16 protein-coding genes are annotated in these 25,553 nt (G+C 42.3%); 15 read left to right on the forward strand and 1 reads right to left on the reverse strand.

All coding sequences use genetic code 11. The annotated features are described in order from the left end of the window. The first annotated feature begins 1 nt into the window (after nt 1). From PQR79_RS00595 to galU, 8 genes are all read left to right on the forward strand, one after another. Nucleotides 2–1,402 (forward strand): undecaprenyl-phosphate glucose phosphotransferase, encoded by a 1,401-nt coding sequence (locus tag PQR79_RS00595; protein ID WP_238106014.1) that lies wholly within the window; start codon nt 2–4, stop codon nt 1,400–1,402. A gap of 722 nt (nt 1,403–2,124) precedes the next feature. Then, nucleotides 2,125–3,327, forward strand: a complete 1,203-nt coding sequence (locus PQR79_RS00600; RefSeq protein WP_238106006.1) for an outer membrane beta-barrel protein — start codon at nt 2,125–2,127, stop codon at nt 3,325–3,327. Between the two features lie 8 nt (nt 3,328–3,335). Continuing rightward, complete coding sequence (locus tag PQR79_RS00605; RefSeq protein ID WP_274408374.1) at nt 3,336–3,869, forward strand: polysaccharide biosynthesis/export family protein; 534 nt, start codon at nt 3,336–3,338, stop codon at nt 3,867–3,869. Next, nucleotides 3,869–6,079: a GumC family protein gene (locus tag PQR79_RS00610; protein ID WP_238105989.1), complete on the forward strand. Its 2,211-nt coding sequence runs from the start codon at nt 3,869–3,871 to the stop codon at nt 6,077–6,079. Before PQR79_RS00605 ends, PQR79_RS00610 begins: the two co-directional genes overlap by 1 nt. After that, nucleotides 6,079–6,807, forward strand: coding sequence for a tyrosine-protein phosphatase (locus PQR79_RS00615; protein ID WP_238105986.1), 729 nt, complete (start codon nt 6,079–6,081; stop codon nt 6,805–6,807). Before PQR79_RS00610 ends, PQR79_RS00615 begins: the two co-directional genes overlap by 1 nt. Before the next feature lie 179 nt (nt 6,808–6,986). Further along, nucleotides 6,987–7,691, forward strand: a complete 705-nt coding sequence (locus PQR79_RS00620; protein ID WP_238105977.1) for a hypothetical protein — start codon at nt 6,987–6,989, stop codon at nt 7,689–7,691. Nucleotides 7,692–8,082: 391 nt separating this feature from the next. Beyond that, nucleotides 8,083–9,420, forward strand: coding sequence for an O-antigen ligase family protein (locus tag PQR79_RS00625; RefSeq protein ID WP_238105974.1), 1,338 nt, complete (start codon nt 8,083–8,085; stop codon nt 9,418–9,420). Between the two features lie 641 nt (nt 9,421–10,061). Further along, complete coding sequence (gene galU, locus PQR79_RS00630) at nt 10,062–10,952, forward strand: UTP--glucose-1-phosphate uridylyltransferase GalU (RefSeq protein WP_238105972.1); 891 nt, start codon at nt 10,062–10,064, stop codon at nt 10,950–10,952. A 361-nt stretch (nt 10,953–11,313) separates the two neighbouring features. Here the strand turns inward: galU and mnmC1 are convergent, their stop codons facing one another. After that, complete coding sequence (gene mnmC1 / locus PQR79_RS00635; protein ID WP_238105965.1) at nt 11,314–13,395, reverse strand: FAD-dependent 5-carboxymethylaminomethyl-2-thiouridine(34) oxidoreductase MnmC1; 2,082 nt, start codon at nt 13,393–13,395, stop codon at nt 11,314–11,316. A gap of 132 nt (nt 13,396–13,527) precedes the next feature. Between mnmC1 and fabB the strand changes: the two genes are divergently transcribed. From fabB to PQR79_RS00670, 7 genes are all read left to right on the forward strand, one after another. Then, on the forward strand, nt 13,528–14,742 hold the full coding sequence (gene fabB / locus PQR79_RS00640; RefSeq protein ID WP_238106162.1) for a beta-ketoacyl-ACP synthase I: 1,215 nt from the start codon (nt 13,528–13,530) through the stop codon (nt 14,740–14,742). Between the two features lie 981 nt (nt 14,743–15,723). Beyond that, on the forward strand, nt 15,724–16,851 hold the full coding sequence (locus PQR79_RS00645; protein ID WP_238105945.1) for a 4-phosphoerythronate dehydrogenase: 1,128 nt from the start codon (nt 15,724–15,726) through the stop codon (nt 16,849–16,851). A 166-nt stretch (nt 16,852–17,017) separates the two neighbouring features. Next, nucleotides 17,018–18,034, forward strand: coding sequence for an aspartate-semialdehyde dehydrogenase (locus tag PQR79_RS00650; RefSeq protein WP_238105942.1), 1,017 nt, complete (start codon nt 17,018–17,020; stop codon nt 18,032–18,034). A gap of 297 nt (nt 18,035–18,331) precedes the next feature. Next, on the forward strand, nt 18,332–22,324 hold the full coding sequence (locus tag PQR79_RS00655) for a FimV/HubP family polar landmark protein (protein ID WP_238105933.1): 3,993 nt from the start codon (nt 18,332–18,334) through the stop codon (nt 22,322–22,324). A gap of 155 nt (nt 22,325–22,479) precedes the next feature. Then, nucleotides 22,480–23,265 (forward strand): tRNA pseudouridine(38-40) synthase TruA, encoded by a 786-nt coding sequence (truA, locus tag PQR79_RS00660; RefSeq protein WP_238105931.1) that lies wholly within the window; start codon nt 22,480–22,482, stop codon nt 23,263–23,265. A gap of 224 nt (nt 23,266–23,489) precedes the next feature. Beyond that, nucleotides 23,490–24,764: a bifunctional tetrahydrofolate synthase/dihydrofolate synthase gene (gene folC / locus PQR79_RS00665; RefSeq protein WP_238105921.1), complete on the forward strand. Its 1,275-nt coding sequence runs from the start codon at nt 23,490–23,492 to the stop codon at nt 24,762–24,764. Between the two features lie 45 nt (nt 24,765–24,809). Continuing rightward, entirely contained in the window at nt 24,810–25,439 is a 630-nt protein-coding gene (locus PQR79_RS00670; protein ID WP_238105905.1) for an SPOR domain-containing protein, read from the forward strand. The last annotated feature ends 114 nt before the right edge of the window (nt 25,440–25,553 follow it).

The following is a 25,553-nucleotide window of genomic DNA, read 5'->3' on the forward strand; positions in this document are numbered from 1 at the left end:
AATGGACAGACCATCCAAATTCCAATTTGTTGGTTCTTCTTCTAGTTTTTTATTGCGCATTATTGATATGTCGTTGGTGGTATTTGCCTTGTTGGTGATAATGCAAGGCTATAATGTTGCCTTTAATAAAGATTACTTATTAACCTTATCTGGTGTGTTATTACTGTTTAGTTATATTGGCGAGTCTGTTGGGTTATACCGTTCGTGGCGTTTGGGTAAGTTTGCTCACATGTGCCGTTTATTAATTGGTGTTATTACTGTTTGTTTTTTACTTATTTTTACTGTGATGTTTTTGTTTAAGTACACTGAAATTTATTCGCGTGTGGTGATGGTAGGTTGGTACCTATTTACGGTGACGTTATTACTGAGTTGGCGTTTATGTGTGCGCGAAATAAAACGCGTAAGACGCAGTAAGGGCCTGAGTGTTGAAAAAGTCGCGATTGTGGGGTTAACCCAAACCGGCATGAATTTGTATAACGAAATTTGGAAACACGATGAATTAGGTTTTGACTGTGTTGGTTTTTTTGACGACAGAGAACCCAGCAGAATAGTCGATTTAGAACCTAAGTTAATTGAGGGAAATATTAATCACGCGATTGAGTTGGCCAAAAGTGGTGCAATTCAAAAGTTGTATATTTGTTTGCCCCTATTAGCAGAGAAACGCATTGCTGATATTATTGAGCAGCTTGGTGACAGTACTGTTGATGTGTTAATTACCCCAGACTTTTTAATGAAAAACTTAATGAACGGCCGTATTGGCAGTGTGGGTGAAGTAGACACCATTAGTGTATTTGAATCGCCGGTAAATGGTATGAAACGTTTTTATAAACGCAGCTTTGATATTGTATTTAGTTTGTGCGCCATTATGGCAATTTCGCCTGTGTTGTTAATTGTTGCCATTGCAGTTTATATGTCGTCCCCAGGCCCTGTGTTATTTAAACAAGACCGTTATGGTTTAGATGGTCGCAAAATTAAAGTGTGGAAGTTTCGCTCTATGACGGTGACCGAAAATGCCAGCAAAGTCACCCAGGCACGTAAAGGTGATGCGCGTATTACTAACGTGGGGGCATTTATTCGCCGCACCTCATTAGATGAGTTACCACAGTTTTTTAATGTATTAAAAGGCGATATGTCGGTGGTTGGCCCGCGGCCTCACGCGGTAGCGCATAACGAAGAATACCGTAAATTAGTGACTTACTACATGCTGCGCCACAAGGTGTTACCCGGCATTACCGGTTGGGCACAAATTAATGGCTGGCGCGGCGAAACCGACACCCTGAATAAAATGGAAAAACGTGTTGAATTTGATCTTGATTACATACGTAACTGGACACTCTGGTGGGATGTAAAAATCGTATTTTTGACTTTTTTTAAAGGCTTTGTTGGCAAAAACGTATATTGATTTTAAGTCAGTCATTCTTTTAATTTTTAGTACGTCATTCCAGTAACGTTTTTAAAGCCGGAATCCGGGTGTTGGCTCTTAAGACAAGCACAAAAGCAAAAGCAACACCTGGATCGTCCCGGTAACTCTTATAAATCCGGGATCTAAGCACTCAGGGATGACGAGCGGTAGGGCAAAAGCATTTACGTTATACCGGTAACGCCTGCTACTACGTCGTTCCGGTAATGCTTCACCTTCGTCATTCCGGCAATGATTTTCAGTCGGAATCCAGGTGTTTAGTACGTCGTTTCGGTAACGTTTTTAAAGCCGGAATCCAGGTGTTTAGTACGTTATTAAGGCAACGTCAAAAAGCAACACCTGGATCCCTGATACGAGCATTCAGGGATGACGGGCGAAAAGATGACGAGCGAATAAAGTATTTGAGGTTGATGAGCCGGTTTAGATTTTACGATTTTTAGTCCTAATTGTTGGATACCGATTTGTAATTTAGGGAGGTGATGGCACTTGGTTATAAAGCACTCTTTGGATTTAGTGAATAACGTTGGATGTTACTTTGTAGCAATTCAATTTGTGAGCTGAACAATTAAGGCGATTTTTGTTACTGGGTCATAAATCAATATACCTCTGCAAATTTTAATTAATAGTTTAAAGATAAAAGCGACGGGTGAAAGTGAGCAGATAAATCACTTCTCTTGTTACCTATGGTTTATATAAGGATATAAATGATGAACATTCCATTTAAAAAGCGTTATTGTTTTGCTGCTTTAATTTGTGTTGCAATGTCGCCAGCGATGGCGGCCGAAGAACAAGCTGGTGTGATACAAACGGCCTCTGGTGTTGACTTTATCCCCTATTTAACAACTGGGTATCGATATGACGACAACATTGCCAGTACCAAAACATTTAAAACCGACAGCTGGATTTTAGGTGTGACGCCTGGTTTGCAGGGACAGTTACTAGATGGTAATAGCGAATACCTTTTTGAGACGGGCATTGATTATGGTTCGTTTTCAAGTGGCTCAGACGATAACTATTTAGATTTTAATTTAAGTGGCTCGGCTGATGTTGAGTTAAACCAATCGAATTCATTTAACGTAAACGCGGCTTATAACATGGGCCATGAAGAGCGTGGTAGTGGGGTGTTTGAGGGTGCGGGTGATGCACAAGACGAACCTGCTACATTTGATACTTACAATGTAGGTGGTTATTACGAGTATGGGGCAAAGTCGACACCTGCCCGTATACAGGTTAATGCCAATTACTTTGACAAAGAATTTACTAACTTTGAAGCGTTAACCTTGTATCGTAATTATACTGATACCGATTTTGGCGCGACCTTTTTTTACGACAGTGGTGCCTCGGTCAGTTGGGTGTTTGATACTAGCGTGATTACGACCAATTACGATAACGTTGACCCTACCGGTGACCGCGACAGCACCAACACTAATTACCGCGTGGGTGTTGACTGGGAGGCGACAGCGTCTACCTCTGGTTCTATCCGTGTTGGTAACCAAGAAAAAGACTTTGATAATAGCGCACGTAAAGATTTTAGCGGTTTATCGTGGGATGCCAGTGTGACCTGGTCACCTTTAACTTATTCTGCTTTTACCTTTAGTAGCGGCAACAGTGCAAAAGACCCAAGTAGCGATGGTGACTACATTGAGGCCACCACTTATGGCGTGAGTTGGAACCACGGTTGGAGCGACTTTTTGTCGACTAATGTGGCTTATAACCAAACTGATGAAGACTATGTGGGGGTAGACCGTAATGATAAGTTGAAAGTGTATTCGCTTTCGGCTTCTTATATTGCGTCGCGTTGGTGCACTTTGGTTGCGGGGGTTGACATAACTGAGAGTTCGTCTAGCGATGCAACTTACGGTTTTGACCGCAATGTTTATTATATTAATGCTCAGATGACACTATAGGTTTTATGATGAAGTTGTTTTTTATATCGTGTTTATTTGCCTTGCTTACGTTGTTAAGCCCTATGACTTTTGCCGATGAAGTTGATGACGGTTATCGTTTAGGTGCTGGCGATACTATTGTCATTAAAGTGTTTGGTGAAGATGATTTAACACTCGAAACGCAAATTACCAATAGTGGCAAAGTAAATTATCCTTTTTTAGGCACCATTTCGGTTAAAAATTTGTCGATAAAGCAAGTCGAAGAGTTGGTGTATAAAGGCTTAAAAGGAGATTATTTGGTTGAGCCTAATGTGTTTGTGGGCATTGTGTCTTATCGACCATTTTATATACACGGAGAAGTAAAACAACCTGGTGGTTACCCCTACCAACCTGGCATGACAGTGAACCAGGCTATTGCGTTGGCAGGGGGGCTTACCGAGCGTGCGTCGAAAGATAAAATTTTTATTTCGCGCGAAGGGACAAAATCAGAATCAGTGAACGGCACGATTAGTAGTCAAATTAACGCTGGCGATACTATTACAATTGAACAGAGATTTTTTTAATGACGTCCCAAGCTAATGTATTAATGAACGATCCTAATTCGGCGCAACAACCTAATGAGCAGGTCATTGATTTACGCAAATTAATTAAGCCAGTGATGCAGTCTAAATGGCGTATTTTGGCATTTGCGTTGCTTATTACCGCATTAACCACTTTTGTGGTGTTTAGTTTAACGCCTATTTTTAAGTCAACTGCGACACTGTTAATTGAGGCTGAACAAGCTCGTGCGATTAAAATTGAAGAAGTGTATGGCATTAACTCTGGCCAACAAGAATACTATTTAACCCAGTTTGAAATTATTAAGTCACGTTCTATCGCTGAGCGAGTATTTAATGATTTAGACTTAATTAACCATCCTAGTTTTGAAGCTAAACCGTCGATAATGTCGCAGGTTAAGCAATGGTTAGACTTTTTACCTTTGCCGCAAGCAGAGGCAGAAAGTGAGGCGGTTAAAAAACAAAAGTTAATTGATGAGTTTATGGAGGACATAAATGTGTCGCCAGTGCGTAAAACTCAGTTGGTTTATATTAGCTACGATAGCCCAGATGCAGAATTAGCCGCCAAAGTGGCTAATGCTATAGGTGATACGTATATTTTAAGCCAGTTAGAAGCCAAAATGGGCATGACTAGCAAGGCTAATACCTGGTTAGGCGGGCGTTTAGAAGATTTACGTTTAAAGCTTGATGCTTCTGAGCAAAAACTGGAACTTTTTAGAACCCAAAATGGTTTGGTTGATGTTGAGGGCGTAACGGCACTTGATGCCAAAGAGTTAGAACGTTTAAGCGACGAAATTACCGTTGCACGCTCAAATAAAACCCAGGCTGAAAGCTTTTTGGCTGTGGTCAGAAAGTACGGAAAAACTGACATTAGCCGCCTAGAGAGTTTACCTGAAGTGACCTCGCACATATCGATTCAAAACGTCAAAAAAGAAGTGGTGTTGGTTGAGCGTAAAGTGGCTGAGCTTAAGCAAGTGTATGGCCCTAAGCACCCTAAAATGATTGGTGCTAACGCTGAGCTTAAAACTGTACAAGATAACTTGCGCGTGCAAATTGGCCGTTTAGTGCAAGGTATTGAAGACGATGCGCAGTCTGCTACACAAAAATTACAGGCATTAGAGGCGCAATTTAATCAGTCTAAGGGCTCGTTTCAAAATTTAAGCGCTGTTGATACTGATTACCGCAGACTATTGCGAGAAGTGGCGACAAATCGTCAGTTGTTTGAAAGCTTTTTATCGCGCCAAAAAGAAACCGAAGTGACTGGCGACTTTGACTCGCCAGTGGCCCGTTTTACCGACCGTGCTGTGATGTCATTAGAGCCTGTTAAGCCTAAGAAAAAGTTAATTGTGGTGTTGGCGTTTGTTGCTAGCCTTGGTTTAGGCATTGTGTTGGTGTTGGTGTTTGACTCAATGAACGACACAATTAAGTCTACGGCAGATGTAGAGCAATTGTTGGCACAACGTGCTTTAGGTTATATCCCTAAAGCGGCTAAGAGGGCGTCTTTTGAGCAAATTAACTTTGCGTTTTTTGACCCCGAGCAGAGGTTGCATTCTGAAAGCGTTAGGTCAATTAGAACTTCTTTGTCTTTATTGGCTATTGGTGAGCCTTTATCTGTGATTGAGGTGACATCGTCGTTTCCTAACGAAGGGAAAACCGCTGTGTCGATGAATATTGCATTTGCTTATTCTGCTATGGAAAAGGTATTGATTATTGATGCTGACATGCGCAAACCTAATATGGGGATGCGTTTTGGTTTACCGTCGTTTCAACACGGTTTAGCCAATTATTTAACGGGCACTGATGCTATTTCGCAATGTATTGTGAAAGACGTTAAGCCCAATGTTGATTTGATGCCAGCTGGGGCTGTGCCGTTAAATCCGTTGGAGCTTTTGTCGTCACCTCGATTTGCCGAACTGTTGGCAGAGCTTAAAGGTCAGTACAGTAAAATTATTGTTGATACCCCACCCGTGCATGCTGTGAGTGACGCTTTAGTGATGTCGTCGCATTGTGATGCGGTGATAGCTGTGGTTAAAACCGGTTATACACGTACAGAAGCGATTAAGTTAACCCTGGCTAAATTAACCCAGGCCCGTGGTAAAGTGTTTGGTGTGGTGTTAAACCAATTTAATACTGACGAGGCGCGCCAATATTACGGACAGTATGGTTACTACCAGGCTTATGGTCACGACGTTGATACGGCGGAGAAACCTGCTTAGTGATTGATTTACATTGTCATATATTACCTGGCATTGATGATGGAGCTAAGTCTGTTGACGAGGCTCTAGCATTAATTACGTTAGCCGAGCAGCAAGGTATTACCCATATGGTGGCAACACCACATATTCATTTGGGGATTTTTGATAATAGTATAAGTACCATTACTGCAGCATTTAATTTATTGCAACAGAAACTGGCTTTGTCGGCAGTTGGCGTACAGGTTAGGGCGGCCGCTGAGGTTAGGATTTGCCCTGAGATTATGTGGTTTATTGAGCAGAAACAGTTGCCTTTTTTGGGGCGTTATCAGGATATGGATGTATTGCTACTTGAGTTACCAAGTAGCCATATTCCACCCGGTACCGATAAGTTAATTAATTGGTTGTTAGGTAATAATGTTGTTCCTATGATTGCTCATCCAGAGCGAAATAGAGAGTTGCAGGCTTACCCTGATAGGATTAACTTGTTTGTTCAATCTGGTTGCTTATTGCAACTGACCGCGGCATCTTTACTTGGTGATATGAGCCACGCTGCCCAGCTAGTTGCAGAGCAATGGGTTACTGAGAAACGCTACACCGTGGTGGCATCTGACTGCCACAGCCTATTGAGGCGTCCTCCTAAATTATCGCAAGCTTGGCAAAGGATTAGTGAGCTTACTGATATTCATTATGCCAATGATGTTACTCGTATTACGCCTGCGTTAATTTCTTCTTGTTTGTTCAATGACTAACTCGATAATAAACGCCTTTCAAACAGCCTTTTTCCTTGTAATTGTATTGAGCCGACAGAAAGTAGGCGAGCGATTGACACATTATTTCGCCCTGTTAGCACCGCCAATGGCAAGCGTTTAACGTTTTGGTTTTTAATAGTATAAGTGCATACTTCATCTCGAGTTCAGGTTCATTATTTATGTCGATAACACTTTATTTTCGCCAGTTTTTTATTTTGTTGATGTTATTCGGCTTGGGGGGGCTATTACCTTTTGTTTTTAACCAAGGGGTGGCCAGTGCATATCATTTTAAGTCGAGTTATTACTTAAATGCGTGGGAAGGCAAAACGACGGTTGATGAGATTGAGTACCGCGATGCGTATTCTGCTGCGTTAAATGCGTATGAGAGAGATAGCTTGAGCCCACATTACCGCATCAGACTGTCGAAGGTGATGGAGTGGGGTGTGTATTTGGGCTTTGATTCATTTTCTAACGATGAATTTAATACCCTATTAAGTGGTGCTATTGCGTTACGCCATAATTGGCCTTCAGCTTATAGTGATTATGGATTTAATTTGGCTTTTTATCAGGACAAGCCTGATTTAGCATTTGAACAATTACGGATAGGTTTAGAGTATGGCCCGTTTGAGCCAGAGGTGATACAAAAGATATTAACCATAGGGTTTGCGTATTGGTCCACTCTTTCGATGGACGATAAGTATTTAGTGTTTGAAAGCTTAAAGCTTGCTCCAACCATGAATAATGCAACCCGAAATCATTTAGTTAAATCGGTTAGCTTGTATGATAAAAAATCATTAGTGTGTAGTTACTACAGCTACCTCCCAGAGCCATTACCCGAAAACACAGCAAATTGGATAGCACATAATTTGTGTAAAACGACTTAAAGCAACACCTGGATCCCTGATACAAGCACTCAGGGATGACGGGCGGTAGAGCAAACGCATTTACGTCATTCCGGTAATGTTTCACCTTCGTCATTCCGGCAATGATTTTGAGCCGGAATCCAGGTGTTTAGTACGTCATTCCGGCAATGATTTTGAGCCGGAATCCAGGTGTTTACTTCGTCATTCCGGTAATGCCAACTATTACGTCATTCCGGTAATGCTTCACCTTCGTCATTCCGGCAACGCTTTTAAAGCCGGAATCCAGGTGTTGGCTCTTAAGGCAAGGCCAACTACTACGTCATTCCGGTAATGTTTCACCTTCGTCATTCCGGTAATGTTTTAAAGCCGGAATCCAGGTGTTGATATTTCACAAGAGGTTATTTTACATTTCATGAAGCCATCTTTATCGGCCAGCAATTTTTTTATCTTGGCCCTTTGTTTTCTTATTATTTGGATACCAATCCCACTTGCCAGTAATCGTATTTGGGCATGGTCTATGGTTGAGTTTTATATTATTGCTTTGACGATTGTGCATCTTGGATTTTGCTTGGTTCGAAAGCAATTGTTGTTTACTCAGCCATGGCAAAAGTATTGCTTGCTGCCCATTTTGTTTTTATCGCTATTTACCCTTATTCAATGGTCTGGACTGGTTAGTAGTATCAACACTGTTGATGTTTTTCAAACAAAGCAGCAGCTAATTAAAACTGTGTGTTTTGGGTTATTTATTTGGTTATTGTCTGTACATTGTATTTCGGCAAGAATGCTGCGTTGGGTATGTGTTGCCATTATAGTCTCTGCATGTATCCAGGCTTTTTATGGCAGCGTGTTGAATTTAATAAATCTTCCAACATCGCCGATTTTTGGTTTTATTGATGGCGATAGAGCTAAAGGTTCGTTTGTTTATCAAAACCATTTTGCTAACTTTTTAGCATTATCGATTAGCATTGCTTTTGGCTGGCTAATCTCTGAACTAAAAACAACTCGTTCTGGGCGGTTTGACTTTAGAACCTTTATGTTGGGGGTCTTTGAAACGTTAATTAGTAGTAAGATTATTTTACGTCTTGCGATTGTAATTATGATTATTGGTTTAATTTTAAGTCGTTCACGTATGGGAAATGCGGGCTTTTTTACGGCATTAATTGTAGTGTCTTTACTGGCATTATTGATTTATCGTAACCCTCCTAAAATGTTGAAACCTCTGGTTATTAGTATTTTTATTTTAGATTTAATTATTGTTGGGTCTATTTTTGGTGTTGAAAAAGTAAAACAGCGAATTGAAGATACTTCTTTTGCCGCTGAAACTCGTGACGATGTAGTCCGTGACAGTATTCCCATCATTGAACAACATTGGCTGACAGGGAATGGTGCGGGTAGTTTTTATACTGTGTTTCCTCAATACCAATCTGTGCCTTACTCAAGTTTTTACGACCATGCCCATAATGAATATATTCAGTTTGCTGTTGAATATGGTGTCGTGGTGACCGCTATTTTAGGCTTGTGGGTGTTGTATGCCTTATGGTTAGCCTGCCGAACCATGTATTTGCGTAATAACAAACTTTATAAAGGCATTGCTTTTGGTTGTGCAATGGCCATTGTGCACATGCTGATCCATTGTACGGTGGATTTTAATTTGCAATCACCAGCCAACACTTTGCTGTTTTTAACTATTTTAACTTTGTGTTGGCTAGTGCGGTATTTACCATCGGATAACCCCAAAAAATCGAGATAAGCGCAAACCCGCGGTTGGTTTATCTTTTTTGCTCGTCATCCTCGAGTGCTTAGCTCCTGGATTTATAAGCGTTACGGGACGATCCAGGTGTTTCTTTTGCTCTACTGCCCGTCATCCTCGAGTGCTTTCATTGAGGATCCAGGTGTTTCTTTTAAGTATCAAGGGCGCTTTGCTGCAAGTGACAAGGACGGACTTCGTCCTGCAAGTCAATGCATTCGAGCAAGAGCCAACACCTGGATTCCGGCTTAACAGCATTGCCGGAACGACGAACTTTACACCTGGATTCCGGCTTAACAGCATTGCCGGAACGACGTAGTAGGAAGTAATACTGTAACGACTGGCGTAGTGGGCATTGCAGGATGAAGTAGTGGCTGTTTTTTGAATGTTCCACCCGCTCGTCATCCCTGAGATCTGTTGTCAGGGATCCTGGTGTTGTTCTTTCTGCTTGTCATCCTCGAATGAATTTAAGAGATCATGTAGTTGTGAGCATTGATGACATGGCCTAATTTTGTTTTACTAACTACTTGTCACTTGTATCTTTTTACTTTTTACTTTTTACTTTTTACTTTTTATTTTTTATTTTTTATTTTTTATTTTTTATTTTTAACTTTGCTATTAGCGCACGCTAAATAAGGATATCTATGAAAGTTGTTATTCCCGTTGCCGGTTTAGGTACTCGTATGTTGCCTGCCACAAAAGCAATCCCAAAAGAAATGCTGCCTTTGGTGGATAAACCGCTTATTCAGTATATTGTTGATGAATGTGTGAGTGCCGGGATTAAAGAGATTGTGTTGGTGACCCATGCCAGTAAAAATGCCATTGAAAACCACTTTGATAAATCTTATGAGCTTGAATCTACTTTAGAGAAGCGTGTTAAGCGTCAGTTATTGCACGAAGTACAGTCTATTTGCCCTAAAAACGTGACCATTATGCACGTACGTCAGGGTGAAGCTAAAGGGCTAGGGCACGCTATTTTATGTGCAAAACCTTGTATTGGTAATAATCCGTTTGCGGTTGTGTTGCCTGATGTCATTTTAGATTCGTATTCAGCTGATCAACGTACTGAAAATTTAGCGTCAATGTTAATCCGCTATCGTGAGTCTCAAGCTAGCCAGATTATGGTTGCGCCTGTTCCAGAAGACCAGGTACATAAATACGGTATAGCTGATTGTGGCGGTGAAACCATTAACCCAGGCGATTCGACTAAAATCTTTAATATGGTTGAAAAACCAGAAACGGGTACCGCACCTTCAAATCTTGCCGTTGTTGGCCGTTATGTATTGTCAGAAAAAATTTGGGATTTATTAGAGCGCACACTTCCTGGTGCCGGTGATGAAATTCAGCTGACAGATGCTATTGATATGTTGATTGAATCAGATACGGTAGAAGCATTTAACATGACAGGTAAGTCACACGATTGTGGTGACAAATTAGGATACTTAAAAGCCTTTGTGGAGTATGGGTTACGCGACCCTAAACTTGGCGGTGACTTTAAGAAAGAGCTTGCAGGTTTATTAGAAGAGTACAGATAAGTTTTGTTCTGTTCGCCGTCATCTTCGAATGTTTTAGGTATTGTGGTTTTATTAAGAGTAACTGGGACTATCCTGCTGTTTCTTAGTTTTTAGGCCCTTGGCTTTGCTCCACCCGCTCGTCATCCTCGAATGCTTTAATTGAGGATCCAGGTGTTTCTTTTAAGTATCAAGGGCGCTTTGCTGCAATTGACAAGGTCGGACTTCGTCCTGCAAGTCAATTCATTCGAGCAAGAGCGAACATCTGGATTCCGGCTCAAGAGCATTGCCGGAACGACGGAGTAGGAAGTAATACTGGAACGTCGTAGTAGTGGGTGTTGCTTTTCTTTTATGTGTTCCTGAATTGTCATGTCTTTATCTGCATTTAAAAAACCCACATCAATGCTTTGCCTTTTAATAGCTTGCGTAGCCACATTCTATTAGGGCTGAGTAGGGCTTGTAACTCCAGATTGAGAGGTGACAGTTGGCCACATAAGTTTGCGGCTAAACATTCGGCAACGAGTGGGCCTGAGCTTAGGCCACGTGAGCCGAGGCCGCCTAAAACATATAAGCCGTCATAAATAGGTGCTGGCGTTGTTTGCCAGTAACGTTGCCATTGGCTAGGTTTGTCTTTTGATTGTTGCTGCAGAGCATATCGCTTAAATAACTCATCAACATCAGTTGCGCATCCCATTACAGGGAAGTGATCGCGGCTGACCATCCTTACGCCAACTCTGGCATCGTTGTTTGAAACATCAATATCGTTTGGCCAGTTTGAATTTGGGAAGCTTTGCTTCATTTTTAGGCTGTTTTCGTGTTGTTCTTGCGGGCAAAAATCAAGATGGGTTGGGTCTTTTACATAACTTGCGCCTACGCAATGCAGTTGATTATGTTGCGGGGTTAAGTAGCCGTTTGCACAAATGACAGTAGACAATTGTGCCAATTCTCCTTGTGCGGGGATATGGCTAACCTGGCCTCTAAAGCCACTGATTTGTAATTGTTTTGTTTGCTCGTAGTCGGTAAGTTGTGCGCCCGATGCCACAACTAATTGTTGATGGGTTGCAATGGCCAATTTTGGGTTGTCGCTAAACAGTTGCCAGCCTTGTGAGCCTGATTCAATGCGATTGATTTGACTATTATAGACAACCGTGACGTTAGCGAGTGTTTGCGCTTTGCTAATGGCCGCTTGTGCAAATTCAAACGGGCACACCCAGCCGCCGAGTGGATAATAAAAACCAGATTTATCGATTTCGAGGTTGGCGAGTAGACTTGCTTGTTTGGCATCAACTGCTGTCGCGATTTCGGTTGGCCATTGTTGGCCGTTGATGATTTTGGTTAACCTGGTTTCGCTGCGCTCGTCAAACCCGGTGTGCAATACGCCGCACCATTGATGACCAATGTTATAGCCGTCATCAATTAACGATTGGATTTGACGACGACTGAATAAAAACGCTTGTTGAAAAAACTGACTTAACGAGCCATTTTCTGGGGTGAGTAGTGGATAAATGGCCCCTTGTTTATTGCCTGATGCCCCCTGGCCAAGTTGTGCATCTTTACAATAAATAATACAGCTTTTACCCCGCTGAGCTAACGACAGTGCAAGGCTTGCTGCTGCAATGCCACCGCCAATGATCGCAATTGTGTCATCTTTATCGCTTATTGATGGTAAGGGGTTATAAGCAAATTGTTGATTAAGGTGTTGCCTCATCGCTTGGCGCTCTGCCATTGCAATATCATCAATGCTTGTGGGTGTTTCTGCTAAAATAGTATTAAAGCCGCAAAGGGTTAATTGCTTATCGATTGCGTTTGGGCAGGTGTCTGAGGTTGTAGTTGACGCTCTATAAAAACTGGCGTTATCACTGCTGAATCGAGCATATTGCCATAACACGGTTTGATTAAAATAGTGATCTACTTGGTTTGGTTGGCTCGTATCGGGTAGGGCAAACCAATGTTGAATGCGTTGTTTGCATGGTGTAGCAACGCGTTTAAGCTGTTTGAGCGGTTCGCCATAATACACATCAATTATCAGCCGAGTGTTATTGAGTGTTAAACGCTGACAACCATCGATGGCGGTGAGTTCAGTATTAAGTAGTGCACTGGCGTAGGGCATTAATGGATGCTTGACGTCTAATAGCCCTTGTTGTTGCCAGTTTTTTTGCAGCTGTTGTCGATTGATAGATTGATTAGCAATAACAATAAGGTGGACACTTAAGTGAGTATTTTTGTGGATTGCCGCTTGCAACAATAATATTTCATGGGCATCGGCAATACCTAACTGGCCAAGAGTGAGTAAATTATCTTGGTTATGTGCAATAGATTGACCGTCACTGGTTTGCAATACAGTGTCGATATACTGCTGTACTAATTGATAATATTGATTTTTGTAAACGCTATTATCGTCCAACAATTGGCTTTTATGCTTAGGTTGTTGATTGTGTAACGCAGATAACAAAGTGGTTTTATTCAAAATATTTTACTCAGGCCACATAACTTGGCATTATTTTACCTGCGTTTATGGAAAGCTGACCACTTAATTGCTTCAAACCAGCTATGATTGCCGCAATTAAGTACCGACATGTACCAAATGGATAGCAAAAAAATGAAAAGAGTTGTGATCACCGGAATGGGTGTTGTTTCAAGTATTGGTAATAACAAGCAAGAAGTAACAGAGTCGCTAAAAGCGGGTCGTAGCGGTATTACTCACTCAGCGCAGTTCGAAGAAATGAAATTACGCAGCACTGTTTGGGGTGATATTAAAATCAACCCAGCTGACCACATTGATCGTAAAGCACTTCGCTTTATGGGTGATGCCGCCGCTTATGCATATATTGCGATGCAAGAAGCTATTGCTGACGCTAACTTAACTGAAGAACAATATTCTAATTTCCGTGTTGGCCTTGTTGCTGGTACGGGTGGTGCGTCATCTAAAAACCAGGTTCAAGCTGCAGATACACTTCGTGAAAAAGGCGTTAAGCGTGTTGGACCTTACATTGTGCCACGTATTATGGCCAGTACGGCAAGTGCTTGCTTAGCTACTCCATTTAAAATTAAAGGTGTGAACTACTCAATTAGTTCTGCTTGTGCGACTTCAGCACATTGTATCGGCCACGCTGTTGAGCTTATTCAAATGGGTAAGCAGGACATGGTATTTGCTGGCGGCGCAGAAGAAGTTGATTGGACGTTAACCATGGGCTTTGATGCTATGGGCGCGTTATCAACTAAGTATAATGATACACCTGAAAAAGCGTCACGTACCTACGATGCAGACCGTGATGGTTTTGTTATCTCTGGCGGCGGCGGGATAGTCGTTGTTGAAGAGTTAGAGCATGCGTTAGCACGTGGTGCAAAAATTTATGCTGAAATCATTGGTTATGGCGCATCTTCTGATGGTTATGACATGGTTGCTCCGTCTGGTGAAGGTGCTGTACGTTGTATGCAAATGGCACTTGCTGATGTTGATGCGCCAATTGATTACATCAACACTCATGGAACATCAACCCCGGTTGGTGACATGCGTGAGCTTGAAGCATTACGTGAAGTGTTTGGTGACAACGTACCTGCAATTGCATCGACCAAATCTTTGACGGGTCACGCGTTAGGTGCTGCTGGTGTACATGAAGCTATTTACAGCATGATCATGATGGAAAACAATTTCCTTGCGCCAAGCATTAACATCGATAACCTTGATGAAAAAGCCGCTGGCATGCCAATTGTACAAGAAATGCGTGAGGCAGAACTTAATACTATTATGAGCAACAGCTTCGGTTTTGGTGGTACTAACGCCACACTAGTGATGCGTAAATACAAAGCCTAATATAGTGTTAGCAGCATAGATTGCTAAACTTCATAAAAGCCAGCATTGGAAACAACGCTGGCTTTTTTGTATTTTTGCTCACGTCATCCTAATAATGCTTTCTACTCCGTCATCCCGGTAACGTTTTTTAAAGCCGGGTTCTAGGTGTTTTTTTGCTTTTACACAAGATCAAAAGAAACACCTGGATCGTCCCGGTAACGCTTATAAATCCGGGATCTAAGCACTCAGGGATGACGGGCGAAAAGATGACAGCGAAGAAGAAAGCATTCGCTATTTTCTACGTCGTTCCGGCAATGCTTTTGAGCCGGAATCCAGGTGTTGGCTCTTAAGGCAAGGGCAAAATCATTTACGTTATACCGATAACGTTCAACTACTACGTCGTTTGCTCATTCGTACTCAGATAACGTCCACTACTACGTCGTTCCGGCAATGATTTTTAGCCAGAATCCAGGTGTTGGCTCTTACTCGTTTGCATTAACTTGCAGGACGAAGTCCGTCCTTGTCACTTGCAGCAAAGCGCCCTTGATACTTTAAAGCAACACCTGGATCCTCAATTAAAGCATTCGAGGATGACGTGCGGGTGGAGCATTCAAAAAAACAGCCACTACTTCATCCTGCAATGCCCACTACGTCTGTCGTTCCAATATTGCTTCCTACTCTGTCGTTCCGGCAGTGCTTTTGAGCCGGAATCCAGTTGTTGGCTCTTGCTCGTTTGTATTGACTTGCAGGACGAAGTCCGTCCTTGCCACTTGCAGCAAAGCGCCCTTGATACTTAAAGCAACACCTGGATCGTCCCGGTAACTCTATAAATCCAGGATCTAAGTTCTCAGAGATGACGGCGTTAATTCGTTGTTTCTGCAACTAAGGTTCTATAAAAACGTAAATGACTTTTTTCTCGTTCCTTTGTTGGCTTTGGTATAAGATACGGCGCATAAAAATGCGATGTGTAGTCGTTAAATTCGCTGACAAATAAGATACCCGATGAAAATAATTGCTGATGAAAACATGCCGTATGTTGATGCCCTGTTTGGCGACCTCGGTGAGATTGAATATGTTAATGGCCGTAATCTAAGCGCAGAACAAGTGAGTGATGCTGATGTGTTGCTCGTGCGCTCGGTGACTCCGGTTAACGCCGCATTACTCGACATTGCACAAAAGCTTAAGTTTGTGGGTAGTGCCACCATTGGGACTGACCATGTAGCAGTCGATTATCTTGCCTCGCGTGGTATCCCTTTTAGCAATGCGCCAGGGTGCAATGCCACTGCGGTGGGTGAGTATGCATTTATTGCCATGCTAGAGTTAGCTCAACGTTTTGGTGAAACCCTACAGGGCAAAGTGGTAGGGATTGTTGGCGCTGGTAATACGGGCACTGCCGCTGCTAAATGTTTAGAGGCTTATGGCCTAAAGGTATTGTTGTGTGATCCCGTTAAAGCTGAACAAGGCGATATCAGAGAGTTTGTGTCATTGGATACGTTAATCGCTCAAGCCGATATTATTAGCTTACATGTGCCAATTACTAAGATTGGCGAGCATAAAACCTGGTATTTATTTGATGAAGCACGTTTAAATCAACTACGACCTAATACCTGGTTGTTAAATTGCTGCCGTGGTGAAGTGATAGATAATCGCGCGCTAATTGCTTTTAAGCAGCAACGCGACGATGTCAAACTGGTGCTTGATGTATGGGAAGGCGAGCCCAACCCTATGGCTGAGTTAGTGGCTTTAGCTGAGTTTGCTACCCCGCACATTGCTGGTTATAGCTTAGAAGGTAAAGCTCGCGGTACCTTTATGTTGTATCAAAAACTGTGTGAGGTGTTAAACCTTGAGGCGAATAAATCATTAACTAGTTTGTTGCCACCTTTTCAATTTAGTCAGGTTTGTCGTCAGGATGAGTTGAGTGAAGGGCAGTTATTAACCTTGTCGCGCCTAGTGTATGACTTACGTGATGATGACCGAAAGTTTAGAGGCTGTTTTGCCACGGCAACAGGGTTTGATCAAATGCGTAAAAATCATACTTATCGCCGCGAGTACAGTGCCATTACACTCAAGAGTGAAACAGCGGTAACGCCTGTGGATCATTTAATGTTACGTACATTAGGTTTTAATTAATTTGCAGCGATAAATGGGCATGATAATGATAAAAGTACGCTTTTTTGTCCAGTTGAGAAAAAATCACTTGAAAGCAGGCTTTTTTAACACATTAACCCTAGTAAAGCACAACGAAACTAGGGTAGATTGATTGCTCAAACAGGATAATAGGAGTCGAGCGTTAATTATGTCTCAGGAATTTAATGTAGTCGTTTTAGGTGCATCGGGCGCAGTGGGTCAAACTATGATTGAGATCCTCGAGCAGCGTAATTTTCCGGTAGCTAAGTTGTTTCCATTAGCGAGCAGTCGCAGTGCTGGCGAAACGGTCAGTTTTCACGGTAAACAAGTAGAAATTCTTGACGTAGAAACGTTTGACTGGAACCAGGCTCAAATTGGTTTCTTCTCTGCTGGTGGTGATGTGTCTGCTAAATGGGCACCAATTGCAGGTGATGCTGGTTGTGTGGTTATTGATAACACATCACATTTCCGTTACGACATTGATGTGCCATTAGTGGTTCCAGAAGTTAACCCAGAAGCGATTGCTGATTTTCGTAACCGCAACATTATCGCCAACCCAAACTGTTCGACCATTCAAATGTTGGTTGCACTCAAACCCATTTATGATGCGTTTGGTATTTCGCGTATAAACGTTGCGACGTACCAGTCTGTGTCTGGTACGGGTAAAAAAGCCATTGAAGAATTAGCGGGTCAATGCGCTAAGTTACTCCAAGGTTTACCTGCTGAGCCGTCTGTTTATCCTAAGCAAATTGCGTTTAACGTATTACCGCAAATTGATGTGTTTATGGAAAATGGCTACACCAAAGAAGAAATGAAAATGGTGTGGGAAACTCAAAAGATTTTTGGTGATGACGAAATCGTGGTTAACCCAACTGCGGTACGCGTACCTGTGTTTTATGGTCATTCAGAAGCGATTCATATTGAAACACTTCAACCTGTTGATGCAGAAGACGTTAAAGCTGTTCTTCGTAACGCGCCAGGTGTCGAGTTGTTTGAAAGCGATGACGAATACCCAACGGCAGTGACTGAAGCTGCGGGCAATGATCCAGTATATGTTGGTCGTATCCGCAAAGATATTTCTCATTCTCATGGTATAAATTTATGGGTTACTGCCGATAACATTCGTAAGGGTGCGGCTTTAAACAGTGTGCAAATCGCTGAAATTTTGATTAGAGATTATTATTAATTGAGCTTTGCTCAAGGTTAATTCATTAATCAATAAGTGATTTAGTTTAAAAAGCCTGCAGCCAGCAGGCTTTTTTTGTTTTACTTGTGCCAGTAGTAGCAGGGCTGGCGGAACTAGTTTATAGTCGTAAACGTATCATTTTTAACATCTATACCGCTTTTTTAGATGCAAACGTTAGCTTAAAATCGATGTGATTTGATATAGTAATGACATATACATAATAAATATTAATGATAAAAATTGCCTATAGCCTGTTGCCAAGATGGTAACTCAATTGCGCTTAAAGGGAAGGATTGGATGACTTTGCGTACTTCTTATATTTTGGGTTTAATTGCCTGTACGACCGTTGGTTTCACCAGTTTACAGTTAATTGATTCTGTGCATGCAGAAACACTGAAAATTACGGGGCCAAATGGCGAGGTTAAGCAGCAAGCTAAACGCCAGTATGGTCCAACAACGTCAAGAGACACCTTTTGGAGTATTGCCCAAAAAGTTAGACCCAATGATCGCGTGAGCGTTTATCAGGTGATGGCGGCATTGTTTGACGCCAACCCCCATGCGTTTAGTGGCAATAATTATAATACTCTCGAACGAGGGATGATTTTATTAATCCCATCTGCAGAGGTGATGGCTGCCATTCCTGACGATGTTGCTCGTCGCCGCGCTGAACAAGATGACCGCCAAATTAGTCGCCCTGCAACTGCCGCAAAAGTGACCCCACAGCCCGCTTCAACTAAACCTTCTCCAATTGTAGAGGTCGTTAAAAAACCTAATACTGATAAACCGCTGCAAATTGTGCAAAACACCCCTGCTGTTGAAGTACAAACTCAAGCATTAAAACAAGCCAATGCCGCAGAAGTAAAAGATCTTAATAGCGTCCTTGATAAAGCGAATGCTAAAACCTTGATGTTGACTGACGAGCTTGCCCGCGCTCAAGACGAATTAATGGTGAGTCACAATGATAATCAAGTGCTTAAAAATAAAATTGAGCAGATGTCGTTAAACATTTCATCGCTTGAAGAAGACTTACAACTGCTAAATGAGAAGCACGATAAATTAAGAGCCGAGTACGAAAAGCTATTACAACAAGCCGATAATAAAGAGCCTGTTGTTGAAGAACCTACAAATTTTTGGCGCAGCTTAACAGACAACACCATGCTGTTGATTGTGGCTGCATCAGTGCCGTTATTATTACTGTTTGGGCTTATTTTTTGGTTATTAACACGCCGTAAAAAAACCACGCAACAGGCTGAAAATGAAATTGCCTCAAGCGATGACACCGAAACTGTAGCGAAACAGGCGAGTACTGCAACAGCGTTAAATGAGGACGATAATGCCGATGATGTTGTGATCCATTTAGATTCTGATGACGATGAGTCCATTGACGATTTATTAAATATAGACAGTGATGAATTACAGCCAGAAGTTTCAATGGCTGGCGACAGTGAAATGGACTTGGCGTCTGAGATGTTGGTTGGTGAAGACTCTGACGATGACGAGGGGTCGTCGTTAGATGATTTATGGGCCGAAGCTATGGAGGAGCAAGACTCTGAACTGGAGCCGCTTGACGACGACGATGATTTAGACAGCCTACTCGCCGGATTAGATGATTTACCCGCTTCTACTGTTTCTTCTGCTGCTCCAGAAGATGATTTAGACAGTTTATTGGCCGATCTTGATGAGGGTGTTAATAATAATGATGAGTTAGATGATTCAGCAGAAAATGATATTGACTCGTTACTCGCTGAATTTGATATGCCAGCAGAACGCGAAGAGTCTGCAGAGGAGCAACCTGAAGTTGTTGATGAGTCACTCTCAAACGATGATGACATTGATTCGCTGTTAGCTGAATTTGATATGCCAGCACAAACTGACGCAGAGCCCGTCACCGAAGCTGATGAACAAGCAGAATCGAGTGAAGAATCTGATGATTCAAACGTTGCATCCGATGATGATATTGATTCGCTGCTAGCAGAATTTGATATGCCAGCACAAACTGATGCAGAGCCCGTCACCGAAGCTGACGAACAACCAGAATCTAGCGAAGAACCTCGCGAAGAATCGAGTGAAAAGCCCGGTGAAGAACCTGATGATTCAAATGTTGCATCCGATGACGATATTGATTCGCTGCTAGCAGAATTTGATATGCCAGCACAAACTGACGCAGAGCCCGTCACCGAAGCTGACGAACAACCAGAATCTAGCGAAGAACCTCGCGAAGAGTTGAGTGAAGAGTCGAGTGAAAAGCCCGGTGAAGAATCTGATGATTCAAATGTTGCATCCGATGACGATATTGATTCGCTGCTAGCTGAATTTGATATGCCAGCAGAAACTGACGCAGAGCCCGTCACCGAAGCTGATGAACAACCAGAAGCTAGCGCAGAACCTCGCGAAGAATCTAGCGAAGAATCGAGTGAAAAACCGGGTGAAGAATCTGATGATTCAAATGTTGCATCCGATGACGACATTGATTCGCTGCTAGCTGAATTTGATATGCCAGCAGAATCTGATGCCGAATCTGAACAAGAATCGGCTCAAGAACCTCAAAACGAAGCCTCGTTAGATGCTGAAGACATTGCAGAGACGTCTGACCGTGATGAGCTATTGGCTGAGCTTGAGATTGATGATAGCGATGAAGAGGCCAGTGATGATGATATCAATGCATTACTCGCAGAATTAGAAGCAAGCCCAGATGAAGAGGCGACACAATCGCTAAATAGTGAAACCGTGAATGAGCAAGATGATATCGCGGCGTTGATTGCGGCAGAGCTGCAAGATGAAGATGAAGATGAAATTGAAGCAAGCTCTGAAGTAGATGACCAAGACATTGATGCGTTACTGGCAAGTTTAAACGAACCGGTTATTGAATCAAGTGTGGCCGATATTAGCACTGCTGAAAATGCACCTGCAGATAATAATGAAGATTTATCTGAGCAAATTGCGGCTGAATTAGCTGACGAGTCTTTTGAAACGGAAACACTAGATTCAAGCGATGATGATATCGATGCTTTACTCGCAAGCTTTGACCAAGACGATGATAAAGATGATATTGCAGCGCAAATAGCAGATGAGCTAGATGATAGCGACGATGAGGCAATTTCAGCCGATGTGACCGACAGCAGTGATGAAGACATTGATGCACTGCTAGCCAGCTTCGATGAGCCTGAAGTCACGCCATCATTAAATCTTGATAGAGAAGATGACGAAACACAAGCCATTGACACGTATCAATTAGATGATTCAATTGAAGTTGAAGACCAAGATTTATTTAATGAGCTTGATGCATACTTAAATGATTTAGATAATTCGCGTAAACAAGCTGACACAGGTGCACAGCCTGAAGATGAGCACGATAAAACCTTTTTCGACCCTGGTTTAGATGCGTTATTGGCAGAAAGCACTGCAACTGAGTCAGCTGACGAAACCGATGCTAAAACTGATGATACTGTTGTTAATGATGAGACAGAATCATCAGATGATGAACTTGAGTTTAGCCTAGATGCTGAAGACATAGATGGGCCATTAGTTGAGGACATCAGTGACCAAGATGCAGAAGATGAGCTTAATGCGCTACTGGCTTCAATGGGTGATGACGATGTCAGTCTGTCGTTAGATGACGATGCAGAAGAAGTTGATGAATCTACTCAAAATGCTGCGGCAAAGGCGAATCGAGATTCTGGTTTTTTTAATGATTTAAAAGCCAATAAACCTAAACCTGCCATGCTAGATTGGGAAAGCGATTTACTCAAGGCTGCTGAGTCTGCAGTTGATGAGCAAGAACCGCAACCTACTGTTAGCGATGATGATTTATTAGCGGCGTTTTCACAGTCGTTAACAGAGGATGACAGAGACAATTACACCTCTGAAGATGATTACCTTCTTAACGATGACAACCTCACGGTCGATGAAGCGCTTGCCGCATTAGACGAAAAAGAGCGCAGTAAATCAGCTCAATATAGCGTTAGCGATGACGACTTAATGAGTTTTGAGCGTGAAAACGGTTATATTGATATTGATAAACTGCTGAATGATGCCGATGAAGACGTTGATAAAACCGACCAGTATAAAGACGTTGATGTTGATGTAGGTGAGGTTAACTCGTTAATTGGCAACGCAGATATGATTGATGTCGATGACGAAGAAAACTCAGTTAATGCGAAATTAGATCTTGCACGTGCTTATATTGAAATTGAAGATCAAGACAGTGCCAGGGCTCTGTTAAAAGAAGTTCAAATTGATGGTAATGAACGCCAAAAGGCAGAAGCCGCCTCGTTGTTAAAAGGATTTTAATCAGCTTTTAAGCCATAAAAACGGTGCAAATGTATGCACCGTTTTTTTATTGCGAACATAACTCCCATCTCGAATGCGATGACTCGTGCCAAATCATTACAAAATGGATCAAATTGATATAAACTTCGCGCCATTAAATTGCTGAGGAAATTGAAATGCGAGTTGCGTTAGGTATTGAATATGATGGTAGTGGTTTTTTCGGATGGCAGCGCCAGGCCGATGTCGATTCAGTGCAAGCTCAGCTTGAAAAAGCATTATCATATGTGGCAAATGAATCAATAGAAGTCTTTTGTGCCGGCAGAACCGATTCTGGTGTACATGGCACAGGTCAGGTGGTGCATTTTGACACCACCGCTAAACGCCCATTAACCGCGTGGACATTAGGCATTAATGCTAATTTGCCCGACACCATTGCTGTACGCTGGGCCAAAGAGGTTGACGACAGTTTCCATGCTCGCTTTAGTGCGACAGCACGCCGTTATCGCTATGTGATATACAACCATCAATTACGCCCAGGAATATTACGTTCAGGAGTGAGTCATTATCATGGTGATATTGATGAAACCTTAATGCATCAAGCTGCACAATTATTGTTAGGCGAAAATGACTTCACCAGTTTTCGTGCTATTCAGTGTCAATCGAATACCCCATTTCGTAACGTGCATAAAGTATCGGTTACGCGCCAAGGGATGTATGTGATGGTTGATATTCAAGCCAATGCATTTTTACATCATATGGTGCGTAATATTGTGGGTTCGTTACTTGAAGTTGGATTAGGTAATAAACCGATTGAGTGGATAACTGAATTACTGGCACTTAAAGATCGCAATCAAGCTGCCGCAACGGCCAAGCCTAATGGCTTATATTTAGTTGATGTGACGTACCCTGAGCAGTATCAACTGCCTAAACTGGCACTTGGGCCGTTATTTATGTTGGATTAAGCCATTGTTAAAAATGTATGTCTAATCAGATTTTGCGGTATAAACTGAGACGAAATCTCGGCAATAAAAATCAATACATTTTGAAATGAATCAGACTCGCAACGTAATTGACCCATTAGGTTAAAAGAAGCAAATTTTGTTATTTTGGCTTATTTACCCCACCTCTTAACCTGAGTTAAGGTTAAACAAGTAACTCGTTAGTAGAGTTTAAATGGTATTTATATATGTCGACCATCAATGAAGTAAATGTGCCTGAGCAAGATGCTAGTCTAGCGCAATGGCTAGATTATTTACTGGCTATACACCCAAGCGAAATCGATATGGGCCTGACCCGTGTTGAACAAGTCGCAAAGCGGTTAGATTTATTAAGTTTAGCACCAAGCAAAGTGATTACCGTTGCCGGAACGAATGGTAAAGGCACAAGCTGCGCCATGCTAGAGTCTATTTTGCGTCAATCTGGCCTATCTGTTGGGGTATACAGCTCGCCACATTTATTGCGCTATAACGAGCGGATCCGTATTAACCAGCAAGATGCCAGCGATGCAGCATTGATTGAGGCTTTTTGTGCCATTGAAGCTGCCCGTGGAGATATTTCACTGACTTTTTTTGAATACGCCACACTTGCCGGTTTGTATTTGTTTAAAGCTGCAAGCGTAGACGTTGCTATTCTTGAGGTGGGATTAGGTGGGCGTTTAGATGCCACTAACATTATTGATTCAACGGCTGTGATCTTGACCTCAATAGATCTTGATCATCAAGAGTATCTTGGAGACAGTCGCGAACTCGTTGGCCGTGAAAAAGCCGGGGTATTTCGGCAACATTGTGTTGCCGTAGTGGGAGAGCCTGACTTACCTAAATCAGTTAAAGATTATGCTGAGTATATGCATACTAGTTTGTACCGCGTGGGCCATGAATTTAACTACCAAGTGTCTGATGCCGATTCTGCACTGTGGGACTTTACATCAGTACAAAACAACTATTTAGGTTTACCTGTGCCGAGTTTACCCCTACCTAACGCAGCTAGTGTAGTAGCGTTAGTTAGCCAATTATGGCCGCAGATCACTGAGCAGCAAATTGCCGATGGGTTAGTACAAGCCAAACTCGCAGGGCGCTTAGAGCAAGTTAGCCAGCAACCATTAATTTTACTGGATGTTGCCCATAATCCACATGCTGCACGCTATTTAGCTAACCAGTTACAAGCTTATCAAGGCAAACGAATTGTGGCTGTGTGTGGCATGTTAAAAGATAAAGATATCAAAGCGGTGATACAGACACTTTCTCCGCACATTAACCAGTGGAATCTAGTGAGTTTAGATAACCCTCGTGGGGCGTCTGCACAATTATTGTATGATGCATTACCACAGGCGAGTAAATTAAACGCGCAACAATATCACGATATGAGCAGCGCGTGGGACGGTGTACAAAAAGACATCAGTGAAGACGATGTGGTTATTGTGTTCGGTTCTTTTTATACTGTTGCAGGTTTTAAGTCTGTTTAGTTCGTTTTAGTTTGATAGGTTAATTTTTTTAAAAGGGAATTCGCTTTGAATCGTCAATTTCAAAATCGTTTGGTCGGAACCATCGTGCTTGTGGCTTTAGGGGTGATTTTTTTACCTGATCTATTAGATGGCAAAAAGACCCAAGTTGTAGAAGAGTTTACTGAAATACCGTTACGGCCTTTAGCCAAAAATACCCACAATTCAACCGAAAGTGACCAAGCTAAAGACACCATCGAAGAGTTTCAGGTGTTAACCATTGCTGAGCCACAAGATTTAAACAGTGATGTGGTTGAACTCGGTGACGATAAGCCCGTAGAGGTGGCTCAAAAAACTGACCCAAAACCGCAAGCGACAACACCAGTTAAGCCTCAAGCTAAACCGACCGTCGAGATGACGCAAACAAAAACACCTGCAAAAACTGCGATAACAGCAGGTTACACTTTACAGTTAGGTGGGTTTAATAACGCCGCCAATGTCAGTGCGCTAGTGGCACAACTGCGTAAAGCTGGGTTTACCGCTTATACCTTGCCTGTTAAACCGGTTGATGGAAAACTGACTCGGGTATTTGTTGGGCCTGAGGTGTCTGAAGCTAAACTTAAAGCTCGTCAGGAGCCTATTTTCAAATTAACTGGATTAAAGGGCAAGATCATCGCCTACAATCCTCAAGACCATTAACCTGTTCAGGCGGTAGACTCAGTGCGTGGTTGAAAATGTCAAATTGATTGTTCGCAATCGCGCATGAATAATTTATGCAATCAGGGGTGAGAAACATCTCTGTCTCTGTTAGAA

This window comes from Shewanella metallivivens (assembly GCF_028750675.1).
GTDB classification, from domain to species: domain Bacteria; phylum Pseudomonadota; class Gammaproteobacteria; order Enterobacterales; family Shewanellaceae; genus Shewanella; species Shewanella metallivivens.